The following is a 19,321-nucleotide window of genomic DNA, read 5'->3' as shown; positions in this document are numbered from 1 at the left end:
CGGGATCAAGGGTCGGGAGGAGCCAGCAGGTCGGCCGGGACGTCGTCCTTCAGCCCGACCCCGGACAGCTTGAGCCGGCGCGCCTCGGCCAGCAGGAAGGCGAGCTTGCGGGCCGCGGGCGGGATCGCCAGCCCGTCCGGCCGGATGTTGGAGACGCAGTTGCGGTCGGCGTTCTGCAGGCCGGGGCGCGGGCCGAAGGTCAGGTAGGCGCCCAGGCTGTCGGCGGCGCTGAGGCCGGGCCGCTCGCCGATCAGCATGACGACCGAGGCGGCGCCCAGGGCCGCCGCGATCTCGTCGCCGAGCGCCACGCGGGCCTGGCGCGCCAGCACGACCGGGGCGGCCCGCCACCCCGGCAGCAGGTCGAGCGTGGCCAGGAGCAGGCTTGCCGCGTGGTCGTGGACGGCGCGGGCCGACAGCCCGTCGGCCAGGACGAACGCGACGTCGTACTCGCCCCGGCGCAGCAGGGGGAGGTCCTCCGGGTCGAGCCGGCGGCCCAGGTCGGGATGCTGGAGATAGGTCGCCCGGTCCGGCGCCCGGCTGCGCACCGTGACGGCGGCGAGGCCGGGCGGCAGGGAAGCGGCGATGGCTTCCGGATCGAAAGCGAAGTGGACGGCGTCGCGTGCCCGCGCGTGGGCGAGCTGGAAATCGAGCAGGTGGCGCGTCGGCAGGCCGTCGCCGCTGCGGCCCAGGGCGATCCGCGCGGCGGTGTGGCGTCGTAGCGCGCTCCAGGGATCCGCGGGCCGGGGATCGGTGGGCCGGGGATCTGCGGGCTTTTCTTCGAAGGTGTCGATGTCGTCAGTCATGGTGCGCCGCCTCCGCGTAGCCCAGCAGGGCGGCGGCTCCGGCCTCTCCGGCCAGCGCGGGGCGGACCCGGCCGGCCCGGTCCAGGATCGCCATGCGGCGCAGCCAGTCCTCGAACTCGGGCGCCGGCCGCAGGCCCAAGGCCGAGCGGACATAGAGCGCGTCGTGGTAGGAGGTGCTCTGGTAGTTCAGCATGATGTCGTCGGCACCCGGCACGCCCATCACGAAATTGACGCCCGCGACCCCGAGCAGGGTCAGCAGGTTGTCCATGTCGTCCTGGTCGGCCTCGGCATGGTTGGTGTAGCAGACGTCCACCCCCATGGGCAGTCCCAGCAGCTTGCCGCAGAAATGGTCCTCCAGCCCGGCGCGCAGGATCTGCTTGCCGTCGTACAGGTATTCCGGGCCGATGAACCCGACCACGGTGTTGACCAGCAGGGGCCTGAACCGGCGGGCGACCGCGTAGGCCCGGCATTCGACGGTCTGCTGGTCGACGCCGTGGTGGGCGTCGGCCGACAGCGCGCTGCCCTGGCCGGTCTCGAAATACATCACGTTGTCGCCGACCGTGCCGCGGTTCAGCGCCAGGGTCGCGGCGTGCGCCTCCGCCAGCAAGTCGAGGGAGATGCCGAAGCTCTCGTTGGCGGCCTGGGTGCCGGCGACGGACTGGAAGGTCAGGTCCACCGGCGCGCCCCGGCGGATCGCCTCCAGCGTGTTGGTGACGTGGGCCAGGATGCAGGACTGCATGGGCACGTCGTAGCGGACGCGGAATTCGTCCAGCATCTCCAGCAGCCGCAGGGTCGTCGGGATGTTGTCGCTCGCCGGGTTGATCCCGACCACGGCGTCGCCGCAGCCGTAGAGCAGCCCGTCCAGCATGGAGGCGGCGATGCCCCGGGCGTCGTCCGAGGGGTGGTTCGGCTGGATGCGGACCGACAGCCGGCCGGGCAGCCCGATCGTGGTGCGGAAGCCGGTGACGACCCGGATGCGGCGGGCGACCGCGATCAGGTCCTGGTTGCGCATCAGCTTGGAGACGGCGGCGGCCATCTCCGGCGTGATGCCGGGCGCCAGCGCCTTCAGGGCGGGGGTATCGGCCTCGTCGGACAGCAGCCAGTCGCGGAACCCCCCGACCGTGAGGGACGCCACCGGCGCGAAGGCCCGGGCGTCGTGTGTGTCGGCGATCAGCCGCGTCACCTCGTCCCGCTCGTAGGGGACGACCGCCTCGGTCAGGAAGGTCCTGAGCGGCAGGTCGGCGAGGGCGAGGCGGGCGGCGACCCGCTGCTCCGCGCTGTCGGCGGCCAGCCCGGCGAGGTGGTCGCCCGAGCGGGCCGGCGAGGCCTTCGCCAGCAGGTCCTTCAGGTCCGCGAAGCCGTGGCGGGTGCCGCCGATGTCCTGGTGATATGCCATGCGCGATGGTCCCGAGATGCCGACCGCGACAGCGTTGCAACAATCCGCCGGTCTGGCAAGCCTCGCGCGGCGCGCGCGCGGGACCGGCTTACCCCCGGTGCTCACTCCTGGTAGAATAGCCTCACCGCATGTCCCAGGGGAGGAGACAGTCATCATGAATCACGCCATGACGCGCGCCGAACTGACCGAGAAGATCGTCCGCATCAAGATCGACCGGGACCTCACCTGGAAAGGCATCGCGGAGGAGGCGGGCCTGTCCAAGGAGTTCACGACCGCCGCCCTGATGGGCCAGATGGCGCTACCGGCCGACGCGGCGGCGAAGGTCGGCGACGCGCTCGACCTCAACGAGTACGAGGTCAAGCTGCTCCAGCAGATCCCGTCGCGCGGCTCGCTGGGGCAGGCGGTCCCGACCGATCCGCTGATCTACCGGTTCTACGAGCTGGTCCAGGTCTACGGCACGACCTTCAAGGCCCTGATCGAGGAGGAGTTCGGCGACGGCATCATGAGCGCCATCGACTTCGACATGGACATCACCCGGAAGCCCGATCCGGCCGGAGACCGCGTCGCCATCACCCTCAGCGGGAAGTTCCTGAAGTACCGGCAGTACTGAGACGGGAGAGGGACCGGCGGCATGCTGAAAGCGGGCGATCCGAAGCTGATGGCGATCAGCCAGGAGGGGCGCTGCTTCTACTGCGGCGAGCCGGTGGGCGCGAAGGCCACCGTCGACCACTTCATCCCGCGATGCTACGGCGGCATCGACGCCATCGCAAACACGGTGCTGGCCCACCGCCGCTGCAACATCCTGAAGGGCGACCGCCTGCCGACCCCCGACGAGATCGAGACCCTGGTCGAGCAGCGCCGCCGCGCCAAGCTCCCGGTCTGGCCCCCGATCCTGGCGCTGCTGGACGCGGAGGAGGGGGAGGAATGGATCGTGGTGGCGAGGGCGGTCGCGGCGGAGGGGGATGAAGCCGTTTTCCTTGATCAATATCCGGAAAAGTGCCTGAAGGCGGCGAAAGGTTGATGGGCGGTAACGTCAAGGATCACGGATGAACAGGATAGGCACGGATGGGCACGGATTCCCGGCGAGCCGTGCCTTCCCGGCTGGCGTCTGCCCCGGACGGGATTACTTCTAATCCGTGTCCATCCGTGCCTATCCGTGTCCATCCGTGATCCAAGCACCTGTCGCGTGAAGTAGGCCGCGCGGGAGGCGGCGCCCTTCGCGGCCTACAAATGTCTATTGACGTAGTAGGAGATATTCGTGACGATCCCCCCGCCGCGCTGTTGAAGCGGCTACCAAAGGATGCAAAAGCGTCCGCGAGAACTTCGGGGGAGGGATCAGCAATGCAGGGCATGACCGAGACGATCCGGCGGACAGCCATCTTCTTCCTGGGACTGGGCGCCCTGGCGGGCGCCTTCATGGCCGCGATGCGCCTGATCGGCTGACGGCGGGCCGGCCGGCGACCATTCGCCACACCATCCTCAGAGTCCCGAGCATTCCGAGGGCCGACAGCACGAGGCCGACGAACCCGACCGCGGCGGAGATCAGAAGGGCCGCCAGGGCCCAGACCGCGGCGGCCGAGCGCACCGCGACTTTCGCAAGGCCGTCGAAGGCCCGGCGGCCGGCGATCTTGAAGACGCCCGCCGTGGGCTTGCCGACGGCGACGGCCAGCCGCTCGGCCCGGGGCAGGTCGTCCACGTGCTCCAGGCTGCGCATCACGGTCAGGGCGCCGCGCGGCGAGGTCGCCTTGCCCAGGGCGCCCAGCGACTCCAGCGACCTTTCCAGCTTCGCGGTGTCCTTCAGCCGGCCCAGGTCCGTGAGGGACCGGGCGAAGCCCCTGGTCATGCGGCCCGTCTTGTGGGCCACCTTGACCACCGAGGCGCCCAGCTTGACCGGCAGGGCGGTTCCGCCGGTCGCCAGGGTCGCGGCGGTCAGGCCGATCCCGGCGGCGGACAGGGCCAGGATCACCTCGTCCACCGGTTCGCCCTGGATCATGTTGCCGGTCTGGGCCGCCGCGTCCCGCAGGTCGCCGACGACGGTCAGGTCGGACATGAAGGCCCCCACGGTCGCGGCGGTGCTCTCCCCCGCGCCGGTTACGAAGCCGGCCGCGCCGGCGGCGGCCGAGCGCAGCAGGGTGGGAAGGGGCGCCGTCTGCTCGTCGTATCGGCGGCGCAGGGCGGGATCGATCTCGACGCCGGTCAGGTCGGCGAGGTGGAACCAGTCTTCCGTCTCCTCCGGGTCGCCGGAGTCCAGGCTCACGGCGATCCGCCGCTCCAGCTCCCCGCGCGGGGCCAGGGCGCGGACCGTCGCGGCGACGGCGCCGCGGATCTCCTCGTCGGTGGGGTCGCGCAGGTCGTCCGGCACGGCGAGGAACACGACGGCCGACAGGGCGGCCCCGACGGCCGCGCAGCCGGCCAGCCCGATACCGATTCGCCTGATCATCCCCTTCGCCTTCCCGCGGAACCGATCCGTGTCACAGCCTAGCAGCATGCGGGGTGGAAAAAACAGGTCCGAGCGCGCCGATTCGCACATCGCGATGGTTGATATCCCCGTCGCCGCATACCATACGAGGGGAGCATGACAGGGAATGACGGTCGCGACATGGCGGAACTGACGGACAGCTTGGAACGGCGCGACGCGCTGCGCGCGATGGCGGCCATCCTGCGCGGAGACGGCATCGAGGTCGACCTCGACGTCGTGCCCGCCCGCTGGTCGATCGCCGGCGCCCATGACTTCGTGATCCCCGGCGCCAACCCGAAGCGCCGGCTGAAATCCCGCTTCCGGACCGTGGTCGGCCCGGTCGAGGACGTCGAGCGCGAACTGGTCGACCTGCTGGAGACGCCGGAGGGCGTCGGCCGCAACGAGATCAAGGCGCTGGCCAGGCGGGTCAAGGCGGCGGTCAAGGGCTCCGGCCGGATCGAGGAGGCCGAGGCGCAGATCGACGCGTGGGTCGAATCGGTCGCCGAGCGGGCGAAGGCGTTCGGCGGCACCTGGAAGCCGCAGGCCTTCTCGGACGACCTTGTGCGCGTGCTGGGCTTCGGCGGACGGACCCCGCGCCTGGAAACCCTGCTCGACGCGCTGGAGGAAGCCTTCGCGACGGCGGCGGCCCGCGCCGGCGTCCGGGTGCGCCGCGCGTCGCTGGAGTCCGCGTCGGGGCTCGGCGTCTATCTCGACAGCTTCGCGGCGGCCCGCGCCATGCTCCGGAAGCTCCGGCTGTTCGTCGGGCCGACCAATTCGGGCAAGACCCACGCCGCCATGGACCGGTTGGCCGAGGGCCGCAAGGGCGCCTACCTGGCGCCGCTGCGCCTGCTGGCGCTGGAAGGGCAGGAGGCGATCGAGACCCGCGGCCGGCCGTGCAGCCTGATCACCGGCGAGGAGCGCGACGTGCGCCCCGGCGCCGACTTCGTGTCCTCCACCATCGAGATGGCGAACACCAACCGCGTCATGGACGTGTGCGTGATCGACGAGATCCAGATGATCGGCGACCACGACCGCGGCTGGGCCTGGACCGCCGCCGTGGCCGGCATGGCCGCTTCCGAGATCATCATGACCGGGTCGGCCGACGCGATCCCCTATATCCAGCGGCTCGCCGCGGCGACGGGGGAGGAGCTGGAGATCGTCGAGTTCACCCGCAAGTCGCCGCTCCGCGTCCAGGAGGGCGGGGTCTCGCTGGGCGACATCCGCCGGGCCGACGCGCTGGTCGCCTTCTCCCGCCGCGACGTGCTGGGGCTGCGCGCCGAGTTGCTCCAGCGCGGCCACTCGGTCGCGGTGATCTATGGCGCGCTGTCGCCCGAGGTGCGCCGCGCCGAGGCGCGCCGGTTCCGCGAGGGGCAGGCGGACGTGCTGGTCGCGACCGACGCGATCGGCATGGGCCTGAACCTGCCGATCGCCCGCATCATCCTGTCCACCACCCGCAAGTACGACGGCCGCGAGGAACGCGACCTGCTTCCGCCGGAGGTCCGCCAGATCGGCGGCCGGGCGGGGCGCTTCGGAATGCACGAGGAGGGCCGCGTCGCGGTGCTGGAGGGCGAGAACATCAGCCCGGTCCGGCGCGCCCTGACCTCCAAGCCGGTCGATCCGGAGGACCCGCGGCCGTGGATCTCGCCCGCGACCTCGCACGTCAAGGCGATCGCCCACGAGCTGGGGACGGACAGCCTCGCCCGGGTGCTGCGCACGGCGGGGCAGGAACTGCTGCGCGCCCACCAGACCTTCCGGATGACCGACCTGGAAGGGCGCATCCAGGCGGCGCTGGCGGTGGACCACGCGAAGCTGCCGCTGGAGACCCGCGACCTGCTGTCGCGCTGCCCGATCGACGTTCGCGATCCCAACCAGCTCCGGCTGCTGCGCATGTGGGCGGTCAACCAGGGCCGAGGCCAGCCCAACCCGAGCCCCGGCGTCTCCGGCCGCTTCACCCACGACACCGGCACCGACGTGGAGCTGGAGGCGTCGGAGAAGGCGGTGAAGGACCTGACCGCCTATGCCTGGCTGGCCTACCGCTTCCCGGACGCCTATCCCGAGATGGACCTGTGCCTGGAGCGCCGGCAGGAGCTGAACTCCTTCATCGAGCGGACCCTGGCCGCCCGCAGCCTGCCGCGCGCCTGCCCGTCCTGCGGCGCCACCCTGAAGGCGGCCCACCGTTTCAGGATCTGCGACGCCTGCCATGCCGGCCGGCTGGAAGACCGCGCCGCCGGCCGCCCGGTGCAGCAGGCGAAGCACCGCTACCACCATCCCCAGCGGAACGGCAAGGCCGCCGCGAAGGGGGCAACGATCAACGCGCCCGCGGCCAAGGGCGGCGGCAAGCCGCCGCGCCGGCGGACCGCCGCCAAGACCAGCTGAAGCGGGTCAGCCCGGCTGGCGCCGGGGCGACGGGCAGATCATCAGCAGCCGGTCGCCTTCGCGGATGACGTAGCGCTCGCGGTCGATGAACGGGATCTCGTGTCCGCTGGAATGGACATGGACGACCACCCCCGGGTTCACCTGCGCCATGGTCTTGCCGACGTCTTCAGGACCGGCCGGGCGCTCTTCCATGACCATATGCCCGCCGGTCGACATCAAGTCGCACAGGAACGGCGTGGCATGCTGCGAGGCGACCGCGTCGGCCAGCAGATAGCCGCCGATCCGGGTCGGCGTCACCACCAGGTCGGCGCCGCTCAGCCGGGCGAGCTTGATGTTCTCCTCGTCCCGTATGCTGGCGACGATCCGGGTCCGTGACGACAGGTGCCGGACGGTCAGGATGACCAGGATGTTGGTGTCGTCGCGCCGGGTGTTGACCAGTACCGCCTTGGCGCTCTCGACGCAGGCTTTGGTCAACAGCTCCTCGCTGGTGGCGTCGCCGAGCAGGCCGATGAATCCGGCATCGGCGGCGGCGCGGACCCGTTCCTCCGACACGTCGATGGCGACGATCCCGTCGTCGGGATGCCCCTTGGCGATCATCTCCTTGGCGGCGATCATCGCGCTGTGGCCGAACCCGCACAGCACGACATGATCCCGGAGATTCTGCTGGATGCGGCTCATGCGGTAATCCTCGACGATCTTCTGGACGACGAACTCGTAGGCCGTGCCCAGGAAGATGAACCAGATGAAGATCCGGATCGGAGTGACGGCGAAGGCGTCGATCAACCTGGCGGTGTCGCTGACCGGAACGATGTCGCCGTAGCCGACCGTGGTGATGGTGACGGCGGTGAAGTAGAGGATGTCACTGAAGCTGATGTGGTTGTCGAGATTGTCCTTCAGCCCTTCGCGGTCGAACCAGAAGACGGCGATGACGGTGGCGACCAGCGCCAGGATGATGCCGCCGCGGACCAGCAAGGTCTTTTCGGGGGACAGGCTGGAGTTCACATGGAGAACCAGCCCGCCCGGCTTGCGGCGGCGGTTGCGGCGGCGAGCGGTTTTCCTGTTGCTTCTTCCTTCGTCCGGCTTCTGCATTCCCCGTCCATTTCCTCAAGCACCCCGGAGTGCGGAACACTGCAACGAAGAAGGGGGTTCCGGCCCCGGGAAAGGCTTTCCGGAGCGGGTGGAGAATTACCGAGGCCGCGCCGGCGGCTTGACCCCGCCCCGGCGCTTGATCTTCGCCTCTACCCGAAACAGATCGGGCATGTTGATATGGTTCTCCGCGCGGCGCTCAACCACGCCAATGGTTATGAGCGCCTGAAGCAGGGCGCTTTCCCTGTCCTGCGGATCGCTTTTCAGCTCGATCGGCCCCAACTTGCCGGTGTTCGTCAGGCTCTTGCGGATAGCATCGACCGTCCCCCGCTCGCGCCACCGATCGGTGAAGCTCGACGGTTTGCAGGGCACCTCGAGCCCTTCAAGCGCTCCGGAGTCGATATAGGGTGCCAGAGCGGCCGCAAGCCCGTTCCAGGCGCTCGCGGCTCTCCTTGGCGATCCCTGTGCGGGGAACGGCAGTCAGGATGCCCCTCGCGTCTCGCAGGAAAAGCACATCGCCGCGGGTAACGGCGTCGTTGCCAAGTTCGAGGCCGACCAACCGTGCCAGTTCGGGGAGAGCGGTGTCGAAAGTGAAGTCAGGGCGCCGGGGCATTGGGGGCTGCTCCCGAAGGCGGTTGGGCGATACCGAGTGTTCGCAGGGTGGAGTTCTTCCAGGCATCGTAACGCTCCGCGTCCACATGAGCGTCATCCTGATAGCGGTCGGTTATGTGCCAGTCCTCGAAGAAGGTCCGGTCATTGGCGAGGCTTAGCGGCCGGCCTCCTCTTCCTGAGAGCAGTCTTCGAATTTCCCGTTTCAGAATCGGCAGGTGTCCTTCGATCTCCGCATTCCTTGGATTGGTATAGTTCCGGACGGTATGCTTCAGCGCGCGCTCCACGGCCAGCCCGACCAGATGCCCCGCGCCGCAGAAGCGGCTGGCCTGAGCCAGATGCTCAGCGTCCCGGTAATGCCTTACGGCGGATTGAGCGTAATCCCGGGGCATGTCGTCTTCGTCCCTTTGCCTTCGATGAACCAGATGCTTGTGCGCGTCGGCTCGATATCGATCAAGTTTTTCCGGCATGCAACGGAAGCGCCCGCCACCTCAGACGCTGCCCTTGCGCTCGATCACCAGCACGCGGGCGACGCCCTCGGGGTGGGCGACGTGGGCTTCGCCCTCGGCGGCGTGGAAGATGTCGCCCTTCGTCATGCGGCGCACCAGCGGGGCGGCGGGGTCGCCGAATTTCATGTCGACGATGCCGTCCAGCACGACGAACACCTCCGGCCCGTCGTTGACGTGCCAGACATAGGGTTGGTCGGTCCAGTGCAGGCGGACGGTGGCGCCGTCGATCTCGGCGATGTCGAGCGCTCCCCAGGCGCGGTCGGCGGTGAAGTCGTTCGGCGTGACGAAGTCCATGACATCTTTTCCGTTGGGTCTGTTCAACACCGTCGAGGCGTGTTCGAGCCGAAGTTAACCCAATTTAGCCGGGCGATGGCAACCCCGGCTCTCCCGATGCGCCGCCAAGGGGCGCTGGCCGATCCCGCCGCGGCGCTGCACACTCCCGCGAGGCGACGGAAGAGGAGAGGGCATGCCCCTGCGAAGAGGCCCCCGGCGGGCCGTCTGGATCCTGTGCGGCGGATTGCTGGCCCTGCTGCCGGGCTGTTCCGGAGTCGGTCCGCGGGCGATCGGCTGGGACGGTCTCGGCTACGCCCAGGCGACCGCCCAGTCCGCCCAGCGCGAGATGCTCCTGAACATCGTGAAGCTGCGTTTCGGCGATACCCCGACCCTGAGCACGGTCGGCCAGATCGTCGCCGGCTACTCGGTCGAGGGGCGGGTCGATCTCGGCACCAGCCTCATCCGGCCCGAATACTGGTTCCGGGACGACGTCTCGGTCGGGATCGGCGGCACCTTCAGCGACCGCCCGACGATCACCTACAACCCTGTCCGCGGCGCCGACTATGCCAGGATGCTGCTGACGCCGCTGCCGCCCTACGAACTGGTCGCGATGCTGACGACGGGCGCTCCGGCCGACGCGACCCTGCGGCTGGCGATCAAGAGCCTGAACGGCATCCCCGTCGGGCCGGCGCGGGAGGGGACGAGGCCGGAAGGGTGGCGCAACCGGGAAGCCTTGGAGCTGATGGAGGAACTGAGGGCCGCGGGCATGCTCGGCCTGGAATTCAGGGGGCACGGCGACCACCGCCAGGTCTCCCTGCTGGTCGACGAGGCCGACGGCAGGCTCGACCCCCGGGCCGCCAGGCTGCTGGGGCTTCTCCAGCTCGATCCCTCCGCCCGCAAGTTCCGGATCGTGTTCGGGTTCCGCCAGGACCGGTCCGACGAGATCTCGATCTATACCCGCTCGCTGATCGAGATCCTCAACACGGTCGCCGACGAGGTCCAGGTGCCCGAGGCCGCCGTCCGGGAGGGCCGGACCTATCCGACCCGCTCGCCCCTGCGTCCGGCCGACAACTCCTTGCGCATCGAGTCGCGATCCGTCCGCCCCGAGGGCGCCTTCGTCGCCGTGGAATACGACGACGCCTGGTACTATGTTCGGAACGACGATTTCATGTCGAAACGCGTCTTCGGCCTGCTGATGCTGCTGGCGGCCGTCATGCAGACGTCGGGGGAATCCCCCCTTCCCGTCATCACCATCCCGTCAGGCTGAGTGACCGAGATGCCGGAGGCTTTCCGATCGTGACCGCGGAGGAGCTGCGCGCCCGGGTGCTGCACCTGGACCACGACGTGCTGATTCTGGACAAGCCCGCCGGGCTGCTGGTCCATCCCGGGCCGCGCGGCCAGGGCAGCCTGGGCGACTTCCTGCCCGGCCTGTGGTTCGAGATGGCCCGGCCGCCGGCGCTGGCCCATCGGCTGGACCGCGACACCAGCGGGTGCCTGGTGCTTGGACGGCACCAGAAGGCGTTGAAGAAGCTGGGGCGGCTGTTCGCGCGCGGGCTGGTCGGGAAGACCTATTGGGCGGTCGTGCGCGGGTATCCGCCGGCCGGCCGGGGACGCGTCGACCTGCCCCTGCTCAAGGTGCTGCCCGAGACGGGCGGCTGGCGGATACGGCCCGACCCGGCCGGGTTGCCGGCGGTGACCGAGTACCGCGTGCTCGGCGCCGGAGCGGGGATGAGCTGGCTGGAACTTAATCCTCTGACCGGCCGCACCCACCAGCTCCGCATCCATTGCGCGTCGCTCGGCACGCCGATCCTGGGGGATCCGTTCTATGGTGGCGAAGGGGAGGGGGAGAATGGCCCCTTGCGGCTGCTCGCCCGCTCCGTGACGCTGCCGCTGCATGTCGGAATGCCGCCGATCTCGGCCGTGGCGCCGCCGCCGGCCCATATGCGAGACGATTTGGCCGCCTGCGGTTATCTTTGACAACGATCCCGTTCACGATTAGTTAACCGGTACTTTCACCAATTCCATAAATCGGCGGGCGCGCCTGGAGCAGAACATGAATGTCAGGACTGTTCGCCGACGCCCGACGATGCCTGAAGACGACAGACCCGAAATTCTCCCCGCAGTTCCGCCCCGGCCCGCCGCGCAGGCCCTGAAGGTGGTCTTCTTCGTGTCCGAGGACTGGTGGTTCTGCCTGCACTGGCTGAACCTCGCCGTGCGGCTGAAGGAGCGGGGCTACCGCATCGCGGTGATCTGCAATGTCGGGACCGACCACGCGCGGATCGAGCAGGCGGGCTTCGAGGTCGTCCCGCTGCGGCTGGACCGCTCCGGCCTCAACGTCCTGAACGACGTCCGGATCGCCTCGGCGCTGATCTCCTATCTCCGGCGCGAACGGCCCGACCTGATCCACTGCGTCGGCATGAAGCCGATCCTGATCGGCACCCTGGCCTCCCGGCTGGTCGGGGGCATCCGCATCCTCAACCATTTCGCCGGGCTGGGATACCTGTTCTCCTCCAGCCACCTGAAGGCGCGGCTGCTGCGCCCGCTGGTGATGCTCGGCATGCGGGCCGCCTTCGCCGGTCACGAGGTGCATCTCGTGACCATGAACGCGACGGACCGCGACGTGCTGATGGGCTGGAAGCTCCGCCGGCCGGACCATGTCCACGTGATCGGCGGCACCGGCCTGGATCTGGACCGCTACCCGGTCCTGCCTTTCCCCGCCGCCGGCCCCGTGACGATCGCGATCACCACGCGGATGATCGAGGACAAGGGCCTGGCCCCGCTGGTCGAGGCGTTCCGGAAGGTGCGCGCGGCGGTGCCGGACGCGGAGCTGCTGCTGGTCGGCCGGCAGGACGGCCGCAACCCGACCGCAATCCCCGAGGAGCAGCTCGAGGACTGGAACCGGGAACCCGGCATCACCTGGCTCGGCCATGTCGACCGGATCGCCGAGGAGGTCTGGGCGAAAGCCCATATCGCCGTGCTGCCGTCGCGCCGCGAGGGCCTGCCGGTCAGCCTGCTCGAGGCGGCGGCGTGCGGACGCCCGATGGTTGCGACCGACGTTCCGGGCTGCCGCGACGTCGTCGTGGACGGGGTCAACGGACTGACCGTGCCGCTGGGCGATACGGCGGCCCTGGCCCGGGCCCTGGAGCGGCTGGCGTCCTCGGAGGAACTGCGCCGGCGCTACGGCGCCGCGGCGCGCGAGCTGGTCGAGACGCGGTTTTCCCTGGCTGTCATCGGCGACCGGGTCGCCGGCCTGTACCGCCGCCTCGTTGAGGCGCCCGGCACGGCGGAGGCGGAGGCGGGCAGGTGAGGGAGGCTGGCATGAGCTTCGCCGTCACACGGATGCTGGTCCTCCAGCAACTCGTCCTGATGATCCCGAGGGGGCTCAAGGAGACGGTGCGGGCGGTGCTGTTTCCGCCGCGCCCGCCGCTGGCGGCACCGGTGGAATGGCTCGACGCGCCGCCGGTACGGCGCCAGGAGCGCCAGCCGCTCATTTCGGTGGTGATCCCCTGCTACAATTACGGCCGCTTCCTGGACGAGGCGATCGCCAGCGTGCGGGCCCAGACCCTGCGCGACCTGGAGATCATCGTGGTCGACGACGGATCGACCGACGACGTCACCCACGAGGTGCTGAAGGCGTTGGAGAATTCCGGCGACGTCACCGTGATGCGTCAGGAGAACCAGGGCGCGCCGGCCGCCCGCAACGTCGGCTTGCGGGTCGCCCGCGGGCTCTATGTCTGCTGTCTCGACGCCGACGACACGATGGAGCCCACATACCTGGAGAAATGCGTCCTTCTGATGGAGGGCAATGCCGGCGTGTCGCTGGCCTATTCCTGGCTGCGCGTGACCGGCAGCGAGGAGCGGATCTGGAAATCCGAATCGCTCGATCTCGACCGCCTGCGCTACTACAATCATGTCAGCATATCCGCCGTGTTCCGCCGTGAGGTCGGGCTGTCGGGCGGTGGTTTCTGCGCCGCCATGCGCGAAGGCTACGAGGACTGGGAATTCTGGCTTAGGCTGGGGGCCGAGGGGCACCGCGGCGAGGTGATCCCCGAGCCGCTGGTCAACTACCGCCGGCATCCCGCCGCCTTCATGAACCGGGCGCGCAAGCGGCACGCCGAGTTGTTCGACCACATCTACCGGCGCAACCGGGAAGTGTTCGAGGATGCCGACGTCCGCCGCACGATCCGGCGCGGCTACCGCGACCGTCCGGTCATCGATCCCTTTGCCAACCTGGACGACCGCCGCCAGTACGACCAGGACAGGCCGATGGTGCTGCTGGTCCTGTCCGGCCGCGACCAGCCGGGGCTGGAGGAACGGATATCCCGGACGCTGGGCGACGGCACCTCGCTCTGCCTGGTCCGGACCGGCAAGGCCGCCGGGCCCGAGCGGTCTCCCGCCCGGGCGGGCGGCTACACCCTCGGCCATATCCTGGCCGCCGGCTTCCATGGTCCGTTCATCCGCCACCTGGCCGTGACGAGGCCGGTGAGGGCCGTGCTCTGGCTTGATCCGGGTCCTGAGCCGGTCGGATGGGCCGAGCTTTCGACCCTGGCGGAGAAGCCGCTGCTCGGCGTCGTCACCTTCCCAGGGGACGCTCCGCCGCGCGGTCTCGGCCTGCGGCTGATGCTCCGGCCCGACGGCAGCCTCGACGGCGCCGAGCCCCTGGTCGCGGCCCTGCGCCCCTGATCCTGTTTTCGGTCAGGCCGGTGCGGACGCGACGCGGGGATCGGATCCACGGCTGTCCGGCACGTTTTTTCCTAATCACGCAAAAGTGCCTGATAGGGCCAGAAAAACCCCCTTCTCGTCATGCCTGGACTTGATCCACGGCTGTCCGGCACGGTTGTTGTCTAACGCTCAAAAGGCTGAACTATGGGCAGAAGCGCCCCCTTTTCGTCATACCCGGACTTGATCCGGGTATCTCACCGCACGGCGGCGCTGATGGAGTCCGCAAGCGATGACCGGGTCAAGCCCGGTCATGACGATGAAGGGAGGAGCGCCCCACCAGAAAAGCATCCACTGGTTGAGGCGGCAATTACCGTGCCGGACAGCCGTGGATCAAGTCCGGCCATGACGAAAACGGAGTGCTTCTGCCCGCGATTAACCCTTTCCCGTAACAGGCAATCACCGTGCCGGACAGCCGTGGACTTGATCCGGTCGTGACGATGAAAGAGTGCAAGCTCGGCCGGAAAAGCCTCGCTTGGTTGAGCAGGTGATATTCGCGCCGGACAGCCACGGCCCGACCGGGCGGCGCCACCACTTCCTGCAGGATCATACCCCTTTCGAGAGAATCCATGGCACCTGCAAATGACTCGCGGGTTAGCTTAAAAAATTGTTAAAATTATTCATGTTCTCCCCGCATTTTCGGGTTAGAGCTGGTACAAAGATAGTGCGAACGGATAGGCAGTTCCGACCGTTCGATCGGTGAGTACAGGACGAGAAGACCAACCTGCCAGCAACAATGGGCGCAGCCGAGAAGCAAGTATCAGCCGGCCCGTCGATACTACAGCAAATCAAAGGACAGTAGATTGCCAAATCTGTCATCTGCGGCCCGCGGCGCCGCCACGCCCGGACTTCGTCCGAATTCGGACGGTCAGACCGGCAAGAATTTCGCGGCGTTCAAGCGCTGCCTGACGGCGCTGCCCCAGGTCCAGCCGGCCCTGACCGAGGTCATCGGCTTAAGGGTACGCCGGATCGACGGGCTGCAGGATCTGGAATCGCTTCGCTGGAGTTCGGAGACGCTGCTGCTGAGCGTGCGTTCCCTCGACCGGCTCCAGGACATCATTTCGAGCGGCAATGCGGGGCTGATGCGGGGCATCCACACGCTGGGAGTCTTCATGCCGAGCCAGCTCGGCCGGGTGCGCGAGTTCGTCACCCTGCTCGACGGCTGGCTGGTCTGGAGCGGTTCGGCCGACGATCTGCGCGCCAAGCTGAACCTGGCCGCCGCCGGCTACGCGATCGTCGCCCCGGCCATGATCTCGGTCATGGCCGCCGACCAGCACCGCCTGACCCTGCTGGACACGCTGGGAGAGGCGCATCTGGCGCTGCTGCCGCTCCTCGAGCAGGGGATGACCGACGAGGAGATCTCCGGCGCCATCGGCGCCACCCTGCCGACCACCAAGCTCCTGGTGCGCCAGCTACTGGCGCGGCTGCAATGCCGCAACCGCACCGAGGCCGCGATTTTCGCCTGGCGCCACGCGCCCGCCCTGGCCCAGCGCCGGGCCGCCCTGGAGGGCGGTCCCCAGAACGCGTAACGGAGTATCCAATGTCGACCGAATCCCGGACCGTCACTTCGACGAAAGAGGCTTTGCTGCTGGACGAGGCGCTCGATGCGGTCAACCGGCGCATCGCCGTTCACCAGCCCGCCGGCCTGGCCCAGATCCCGCAACAGCCCGGTCCCGCCCGGTCCGGCTTCGCCCGGTCCATCAGCCGGGCGCGCGAGCGCGGGGCGGACTTTCGCACCGAGTACCAGCGCCTGTCGATCGAGGCGATGGCGGCCATCGGCGAGCCCGCGGTTCCGGCCGGCGGGCGGAAGCCCGAGCCCGACTCGGCCGTCGATCCGCCCCGCGCCCGGTCCGAGCCGGAGATGCCGGCGCCCGTGCCGCCGGCACCGCACCACGACAGCGCGCTGGAAACGACGAAGCTGTTCCTGCAGTTCCTCGACAGCCGCGAGAAGCAGCTTCTCGACCTCATGCGCGCCATGGTGATCCGGGACCAGCCGCCCATCCAAGACTCCCATGAAGCCCGGATCGACGGGCAGCTCGACCGGCTCGGCAAGGCCGTGTCCGACCTGTCCCAGGTGATCGGCGCCAGCCAGCCCAGGTTCCCCAGGAGCGTCTCGTGACCCCAATCCTCCATCGCATAGCCAGGGCTTCGGCCGTCGCCGCCGCCCTGCTGACTTCCGCCTGCGTCACCACCTCCGATCCCTATCCGGCCGCCGCGGTTTCCGGCGATATCGGCCGGTGGGTGCCGGTGGAGCCGGGCCGGGCCCGGGTGGCGCTGGCCGCCCCGACCGCCGTGGAACCCCTGGCGGCGCGCGAGTTCCGGACGGCCCAGGGCGAGCTGGTCCAGACGCTGACGCTTCCGAACAACACCGCGGTGCCGGGAGACAATGAACTGGTCGCGGCCTTCGATCACGGTCCGGCCAGCATTTTCCAGGCCGACATCCATGCTGCCAAGGTCGGCCGCTACGCCATGGAACCCGCGTCGCTGAACCACCTGATCGGCGAGATGCTGCGCGCGCCATTCTTCAGGGTGAACCGCAGATCCGCAAGAACCGCTATGGGCTCTACGGCTACGTCTCGGCGGACTATCCGGGGCAGGCGAAATGCGTCCTGGCCTGGCAGGTGCTCGACGGCGCCGATTTGAGCCAGGTCGGCAGCGCCGCGCCGCGCCGCGCCGGCATCCAGATGCGGGTATGCGACGCCCGGGCCCAGCCGGCCGAACTGATCGCGGCCTTCGATTCCCTTCGCCTCGACCTGTGAGCCGGGACACCTGAAATGACCCATCTTATCCCCACCGCGGCGATAGCCGGAAAGACAAGACCCGCCGGAACAGGAACGGGCACCGTCCGCCGGGCGCCCGCGCCGCGACGGCGCACCCCGCTTTTCCTGACCTTGCTGTGGATCGCCCACGCCGCGGCCCTGGTCTGGTTCGCCGCCCAGGACGTCGGGCTGGATGGCCAGTACCTGCTCGGCGCCGCGGCGCTGGCCGGGCTTGCCGTGCTGCATCTGTTCAAGCCGACCGGCGCGGTCCGCGTGTTGCTGATCCTTCTGGTCGCCTTCGTGTCGATCCGCTACTTCGCCTGGCGCACGCTGTACACCATCCCGCCGGTCGACAGCTCCGGTTTCGTCGCCGGCCTGCTGCTGTACCTGGCCGAACTGCAGGGCATGGTCGTCTACATGCTCGGCCTTTTCGTCAATGTCCGGCCGATGGACCGGGCCGACGCGCCGCTGCCGCAGGACCCGGAACTGCTGCCGACCGTCGATATCCTGGTGCCGAGCTACAACGAGGAGCCGGACCTGCTGCGCGTCACCTTGATGGCGGCGACCCAGGTCGCCTATCCGGCGGGCAAGCTGGCCATCCATCTCCTGGACGACGGCGGCACGGTGCAGAAGCGGGGGGATGCCGACCCGCGCAAGGCGGCCGAAGCGCTGGACCGGCACGAGACCCTGAAGGCCCTGTGCGCCGAACTGGGCGTCAGCTACCTGACCCGGGAGCGCAACACCTCGGCCAAGGCCGGCAACATCAACGCCGCGCTGGCCCATACGTCGGGTGAGCTCATCCTGATCCTGGACGCCGACCACGTGCCGACCCAGGATATCCTGCAGCGCACGGTCGGGCATTTCCTGAAGGATCCCGAGCTGTTCCTGGTGCAGACGCCGCACTTCTTCATCAATCCCGACCCGATCGAGCACAATCTCGGCACCTTCGGCTCGGCGCCCGGCGAGAACGAGATGTTCTACGGCGTGATCCAGAAGGGCCTGGACAGCTGGAACGCCTCCTTCTTCTGCGGCTCGGCCGCCGTGCTGCGGCGGACGCACCTGATGTCGGTCGGCGGCATCGCCGGCACCTCGATCACCGAGGACGCCGAGACGGCGCTGGACCTGCACGCGAGGGGCTACAAGAGCGTCTATGTCGACCGCCCGATGGTGGCCGGCCTGTCGCCCGAGACCTTCTCGTCCTTCGTCGTGCAGCGCACCCGCTGGGCTCAGGGCATGTTCCAGATCCTGCTGCTCAAGAACCCGGCCTTCAAGCGGGGCCTGACGCTGGCCCAGCGCCTGTGCTACCTCAGCAGCTCCAGCTTCTGGCTGTTCCCGTTCGCCCGGCTGGTCTTCCTGGTGGCGCCGCTGTTCTACCTGATCTTCGGCCTGAAGGTGTTCGAGGCGAACCTGGCGGAGTTCTACGCCTTCGCGGTGTTCCACGTGGTCTGCTCGCTGACCATGAGCAACTACCTGTTCGGCAGGCATCGCCGGCCCTTCGTCTCCGACCTCTACGAATTGCTCCAGGCGGTGTTCACGTTCGGAGCCCTGCTTTCGGTCCTGGTCAATCCGCGGAAGCCGACCTTCAAGGTGACGCCCAAGGCCGAAACGGTGGACCAGGACTTCGTTTCCCAGCTGGCCAAGCCCTTCGCAGTGATCCTGGCGATCCTGCTCGGCACCACCGCGATCGGCGTCTACCGCTGGATCGAGTTCCCGCTGGAGCGCGAGCACCTGATGATCGTGATGGTCTGGCACCTGGTCAACATCGTGCTGGCGACCGGCGCCTTCGGCGTGATGTACGAGCGGGCCCGCCATCAGGTGGCCGGCGCCATCCCCCGGTCCAAGCCGCTGAACCTGATCACCCCCGAGGGCGCAGTCCGCGCGACCCTGATCGAGACCACGATCGAGACCGGCCGCATCCTGGTCGAGGGGATCCATGCCCATGCCCTGGCGCTCGCCGGCGGCAAGGCGGCGGTGCAGCTCGTCGTGCCGGGCCGCGACGACCTGAGCAGCATCCCCGTGGTGGTCGAGGGCAGCACGCCGGCGGCGGGACACGGCCTGATCATCGAGGTCCGCTACATGCCGCGCGATGCCGAGGACGACGGCGACCTGGTCCGCCTCTGCTATGGCGACAGCGCGGTCTGGGTCGCGTTCCAGGAAAGCCGCCGGAAGCGGGTGCCGATCCTGGCGGGCGTGCTGGGCCTGTTCCTGCGCGGTCTCAAGAGGTCGCTGGCGATGGCCGGCGCCCTGCGCCCCTCGGCCCGGCGGGCCGCGGCCCTGGGCGCCGCTCCCTTCGAGCATCCGATCGGCCGCTGATCCCGCCGCATTTCCAGGGA

19 protein-coding genes are annotated in these 19,321 nt (G+C 69.0%); 12 read left to right on the top strand and 7 right to left on the bottom strand.

The genetic code is table 11. The features are described from left to right. Positions 1-5: 5 nt before the first annotated feature. Complete coding sequence (eutC, locus tag DPR14_RS23950) at positions 6-803, bottom strand: ethanolamine ammonia-lyase subunit EutC (RefSeq protein ID WP_158047386.1); 798 nt, start codon at positions 801-803, stop codon at positions 6-8. Next, positions 796-2,199, bottom strand: a complete 1,404-nt coding sequence (locus DPR14_RS23945; RefSeq protein WP_158047385.1) for an ethanolamine ammonia-lyase subunit EutB — start codon at positions 2,197-2,199, stop codon at positions 796-798. The genes eutC and DPR14_RS23945 overlap by 8 nt, the downstream gene beginning before the upstream one ends. 154 nt (positions 2,200-2,353) lie before the next feature. Here DPR14_RS23945 and cynS point away from each other — a divergent pair, with 154 nt between their 5' ends. Continuing rightward, on the top strand, positions 2,354-2,809 hold the full coding sequence (gene cynS / locus DPR14_RS23940; protein ID WP_343038677.1) for a cyanase: 456 nt from the start codon (positions 2,354-2,356) through the stop codon (positions 2,807-2,809). A 21-nt stretch (positions 2,810-2,830) separates the two neighbouring features. Beyond that, positions 2,831-3,220, top strand: a complete 390-nt coding sequence (locus DPR14_RS23935) for an HNH endonuclease (protein WP_158047384.1) — start codon at positions 2,831-2,833, stop codon at positions 3,218-3,220. Positions 3,221-3,613: 393 nt separating this feature from the next. Here the strand turns inward: DPR14_RS23935 and DPR14_RS23930 are convergent, their stop codons facing one another. Next, a complete protein-coding gene (locus tag DPR14_RS23930; protein WP_158047383.1) occupies positions 3,614-4,639 on the bottom strand; it encodes a hypothetical protein in 1,026 nt (341 codons plus the stop codon). A 135-nt stretch (positions 4,640-4,774) separates the two neighbouring features. Here DPR14_RS23930 and DPR14_RS23925 point away from each other — a divergent pair, with 135 nt between their 5' ends. Beyond that, positions 4,775-7,033: a helicase-related protein gene (locus DPR14_RS23925; protein ID WP_158047382.1), complete on the top strand. Its 2,259-nt coding sequence runs from the start codon at positions 4,775-4,777 to the stop codon at positions 7,031-7,033. Between the two features lie 6 nt (positions 7,034-7,039). Here DPR14_RS23925 and DPR14_RS23920 read toward each other — a convergent pair whose 3' ends face one another. The 4 genes from DPR14_RS23920 to DPR14_RS23905 form a co-directional block, all read right to left on the bottom strand. After that, positions 7,040-8,122 (bottom strand): potassium channel family protein, encoded by a 1,083-nt coding sequence (locus DPR14_RS23920; RefSeq protein WP_158047381.1) that lies wholly within the window; start codon positions 8,120-8,122, stop codon positions 7,040-7,042. Positions 8,123-8,218: 96 nt separating this feature from the next. Further along, complete coding sequence (locus tag DPR14_RS23915; RefSeq protein ID WP_158047380.1) at positions 8,219-8,491, bottom strand: hypothetical protein; 273 nt, start codon at positions 8,489-8,491, stop codon at positions 8,219-8,221. 224 nt (positions 8,492-8,715) lie between these two features. Then, the gene (locus tag DPR14_RS23910; protein ID WP_158047379.1) at positions 8,716-9,120 is read right to left on the bottom strand and encodes a hypothetical protein; all 405 of its coding nucleotides are present in this window, start codon (positions 9,118-9,120) and stop codon (positions 8,716-8,718) included. A 99-nt stretch (positions 9,121-9,219) separates the two neighbouring features. Then, complete coding sequence (locus DPR14_RS23905) at positions 9,220-9,531, bottom strand: cupin (RefSeq protein WP_158047378.1); 312 nt, start codon at positions 9,529-9,531, stop codon at positions 9,220-9,222. A gap of 172 nt (positions 9,532-9,703) precedes the next feature. On the opposite strand from DPR14_RS23905, the gene DPR14_RS27900 reads away from it, so the two are divergent. The 9 genes from DPR14_RS27900 (at position 9,704) to bcsA (ending at position 19,301) form a co-directional block, all read left to right on the top strand. After that, positions 9,704-10,777, top strand: a complete 1,074-nt coding sequence (locus DPR14_RS27900) for a hypothetical protein (protein WP_211103861.1) — start codon at positions 9,704-9,706, stop codon at positions 10,775-10,777. A 29-nt stretch (positions 10,778-10,806) separates the two neighbouring features. Beyond that, a complete protein-coding gene (locus DPR14_RS27895) occupies positions 10,807-11,487 on the top strand; it encodes an RluA family pseudouridine synthase (RefSeq protein ID WP_211103860.1) in 681 nt (226 codons plus the stop codon). A 109-nt stretch (positions 11,488-11,596) separates the two neighbouring features. Continuing rightward, complete coding sequence (locus DPR14_RS23895; protein WP_192499133.1) at positions 11,597-12,817, top strand: glycosyltransferase family 4 protein; 1,221 nt, start codon at positions 11,597-11,599, stop codon at positions 12,815-12,817. A gap of 11 nt (positions 12,818-12,828) precedes the next feature. Then, entirely contained in the window at positions 12,829-14,193 is a 1,365-nt protein-coding gene (locus DPR14_RS23890) for a glycosyltransferase family 2 protein (RefSeq protein WP_158047376.1), read from the top strand. Between the two features lie 839 nt (positions 14,194-15,032). Beyond that, entirely contained in the window at positions 15,033-15,758 is a 726-nt protein-coding gene (locus DPR14_RS23885) for a response regulator transcription factor (RefSeq protein WP_158047375.1), read from the top strand. Positions 15,759-15,769: 11 nt separating this feature from the next. Further along, entirely contained in the window at positions 15,770-16,348 is a 579-nt protein-coding gene (locus tag DPR14_RS23880) for a hypothetical protein (RefSeq protein WP_158047374.1), read from the top strand. After that, complete coding sequence (locus DPR14_RS28470) at positions 16,345-16,872, top strand: hypothetical protein (RefSeq protein WP_158047373.1); 528 nt, start codon at positions 16,345-16,347, stop codon at positions 16,870-16,872. Before DPR14_RS23880 ends, DPR14_RS28470 begins: the two co-directional genes overlap by 4 nt. Beyond that, positions 16,770-16,988 (top strand): cellulose biosynthesis protein BcsN, encoded by a 219-nt coding sequence (gene bcsN, locus DPR14_RS27570; protein WP_246149412.1) that lies wholly within the window; start codon positions 16,770-16,772, stop codon positions 16,986-16,988. The genes DPR14_RS28470 and bcsN overlap by 103 nt, the downstream gene beginning before the upstream one ends. Positions 16,989-17,003: 15 nt before the next feature. After that, positions 17,004-19,301: a UDP-forming cellulose synthase catalytic subunit gene (gene bcsA / locus DPR14_RS23870; RefSeq protein WP_158047372.1), complete on the top strand. Its 2,298-nt coding sequence runs from the start codon at positions 17,004-17,006 to the stop codon at positions 19,299-19,301. Positions 19,302-19,321 lie beyond the last annotated feature (20 nt).

This window comes from Skermanella pratensis (assembly GCF_008843145.1).
Classification (GTDB): domain Bacteria; phylum Pseudomonadota; class Alphaproteobacteria; order Azospirillales; family Azospirillaceae; genus Skermanella; species Skermanella pratensis.
The sequence above is the reverse complement of the archived record's forward strand: the minus strand, read 5'-3'. Positions and strand labels throughout refer to the sequence as shown.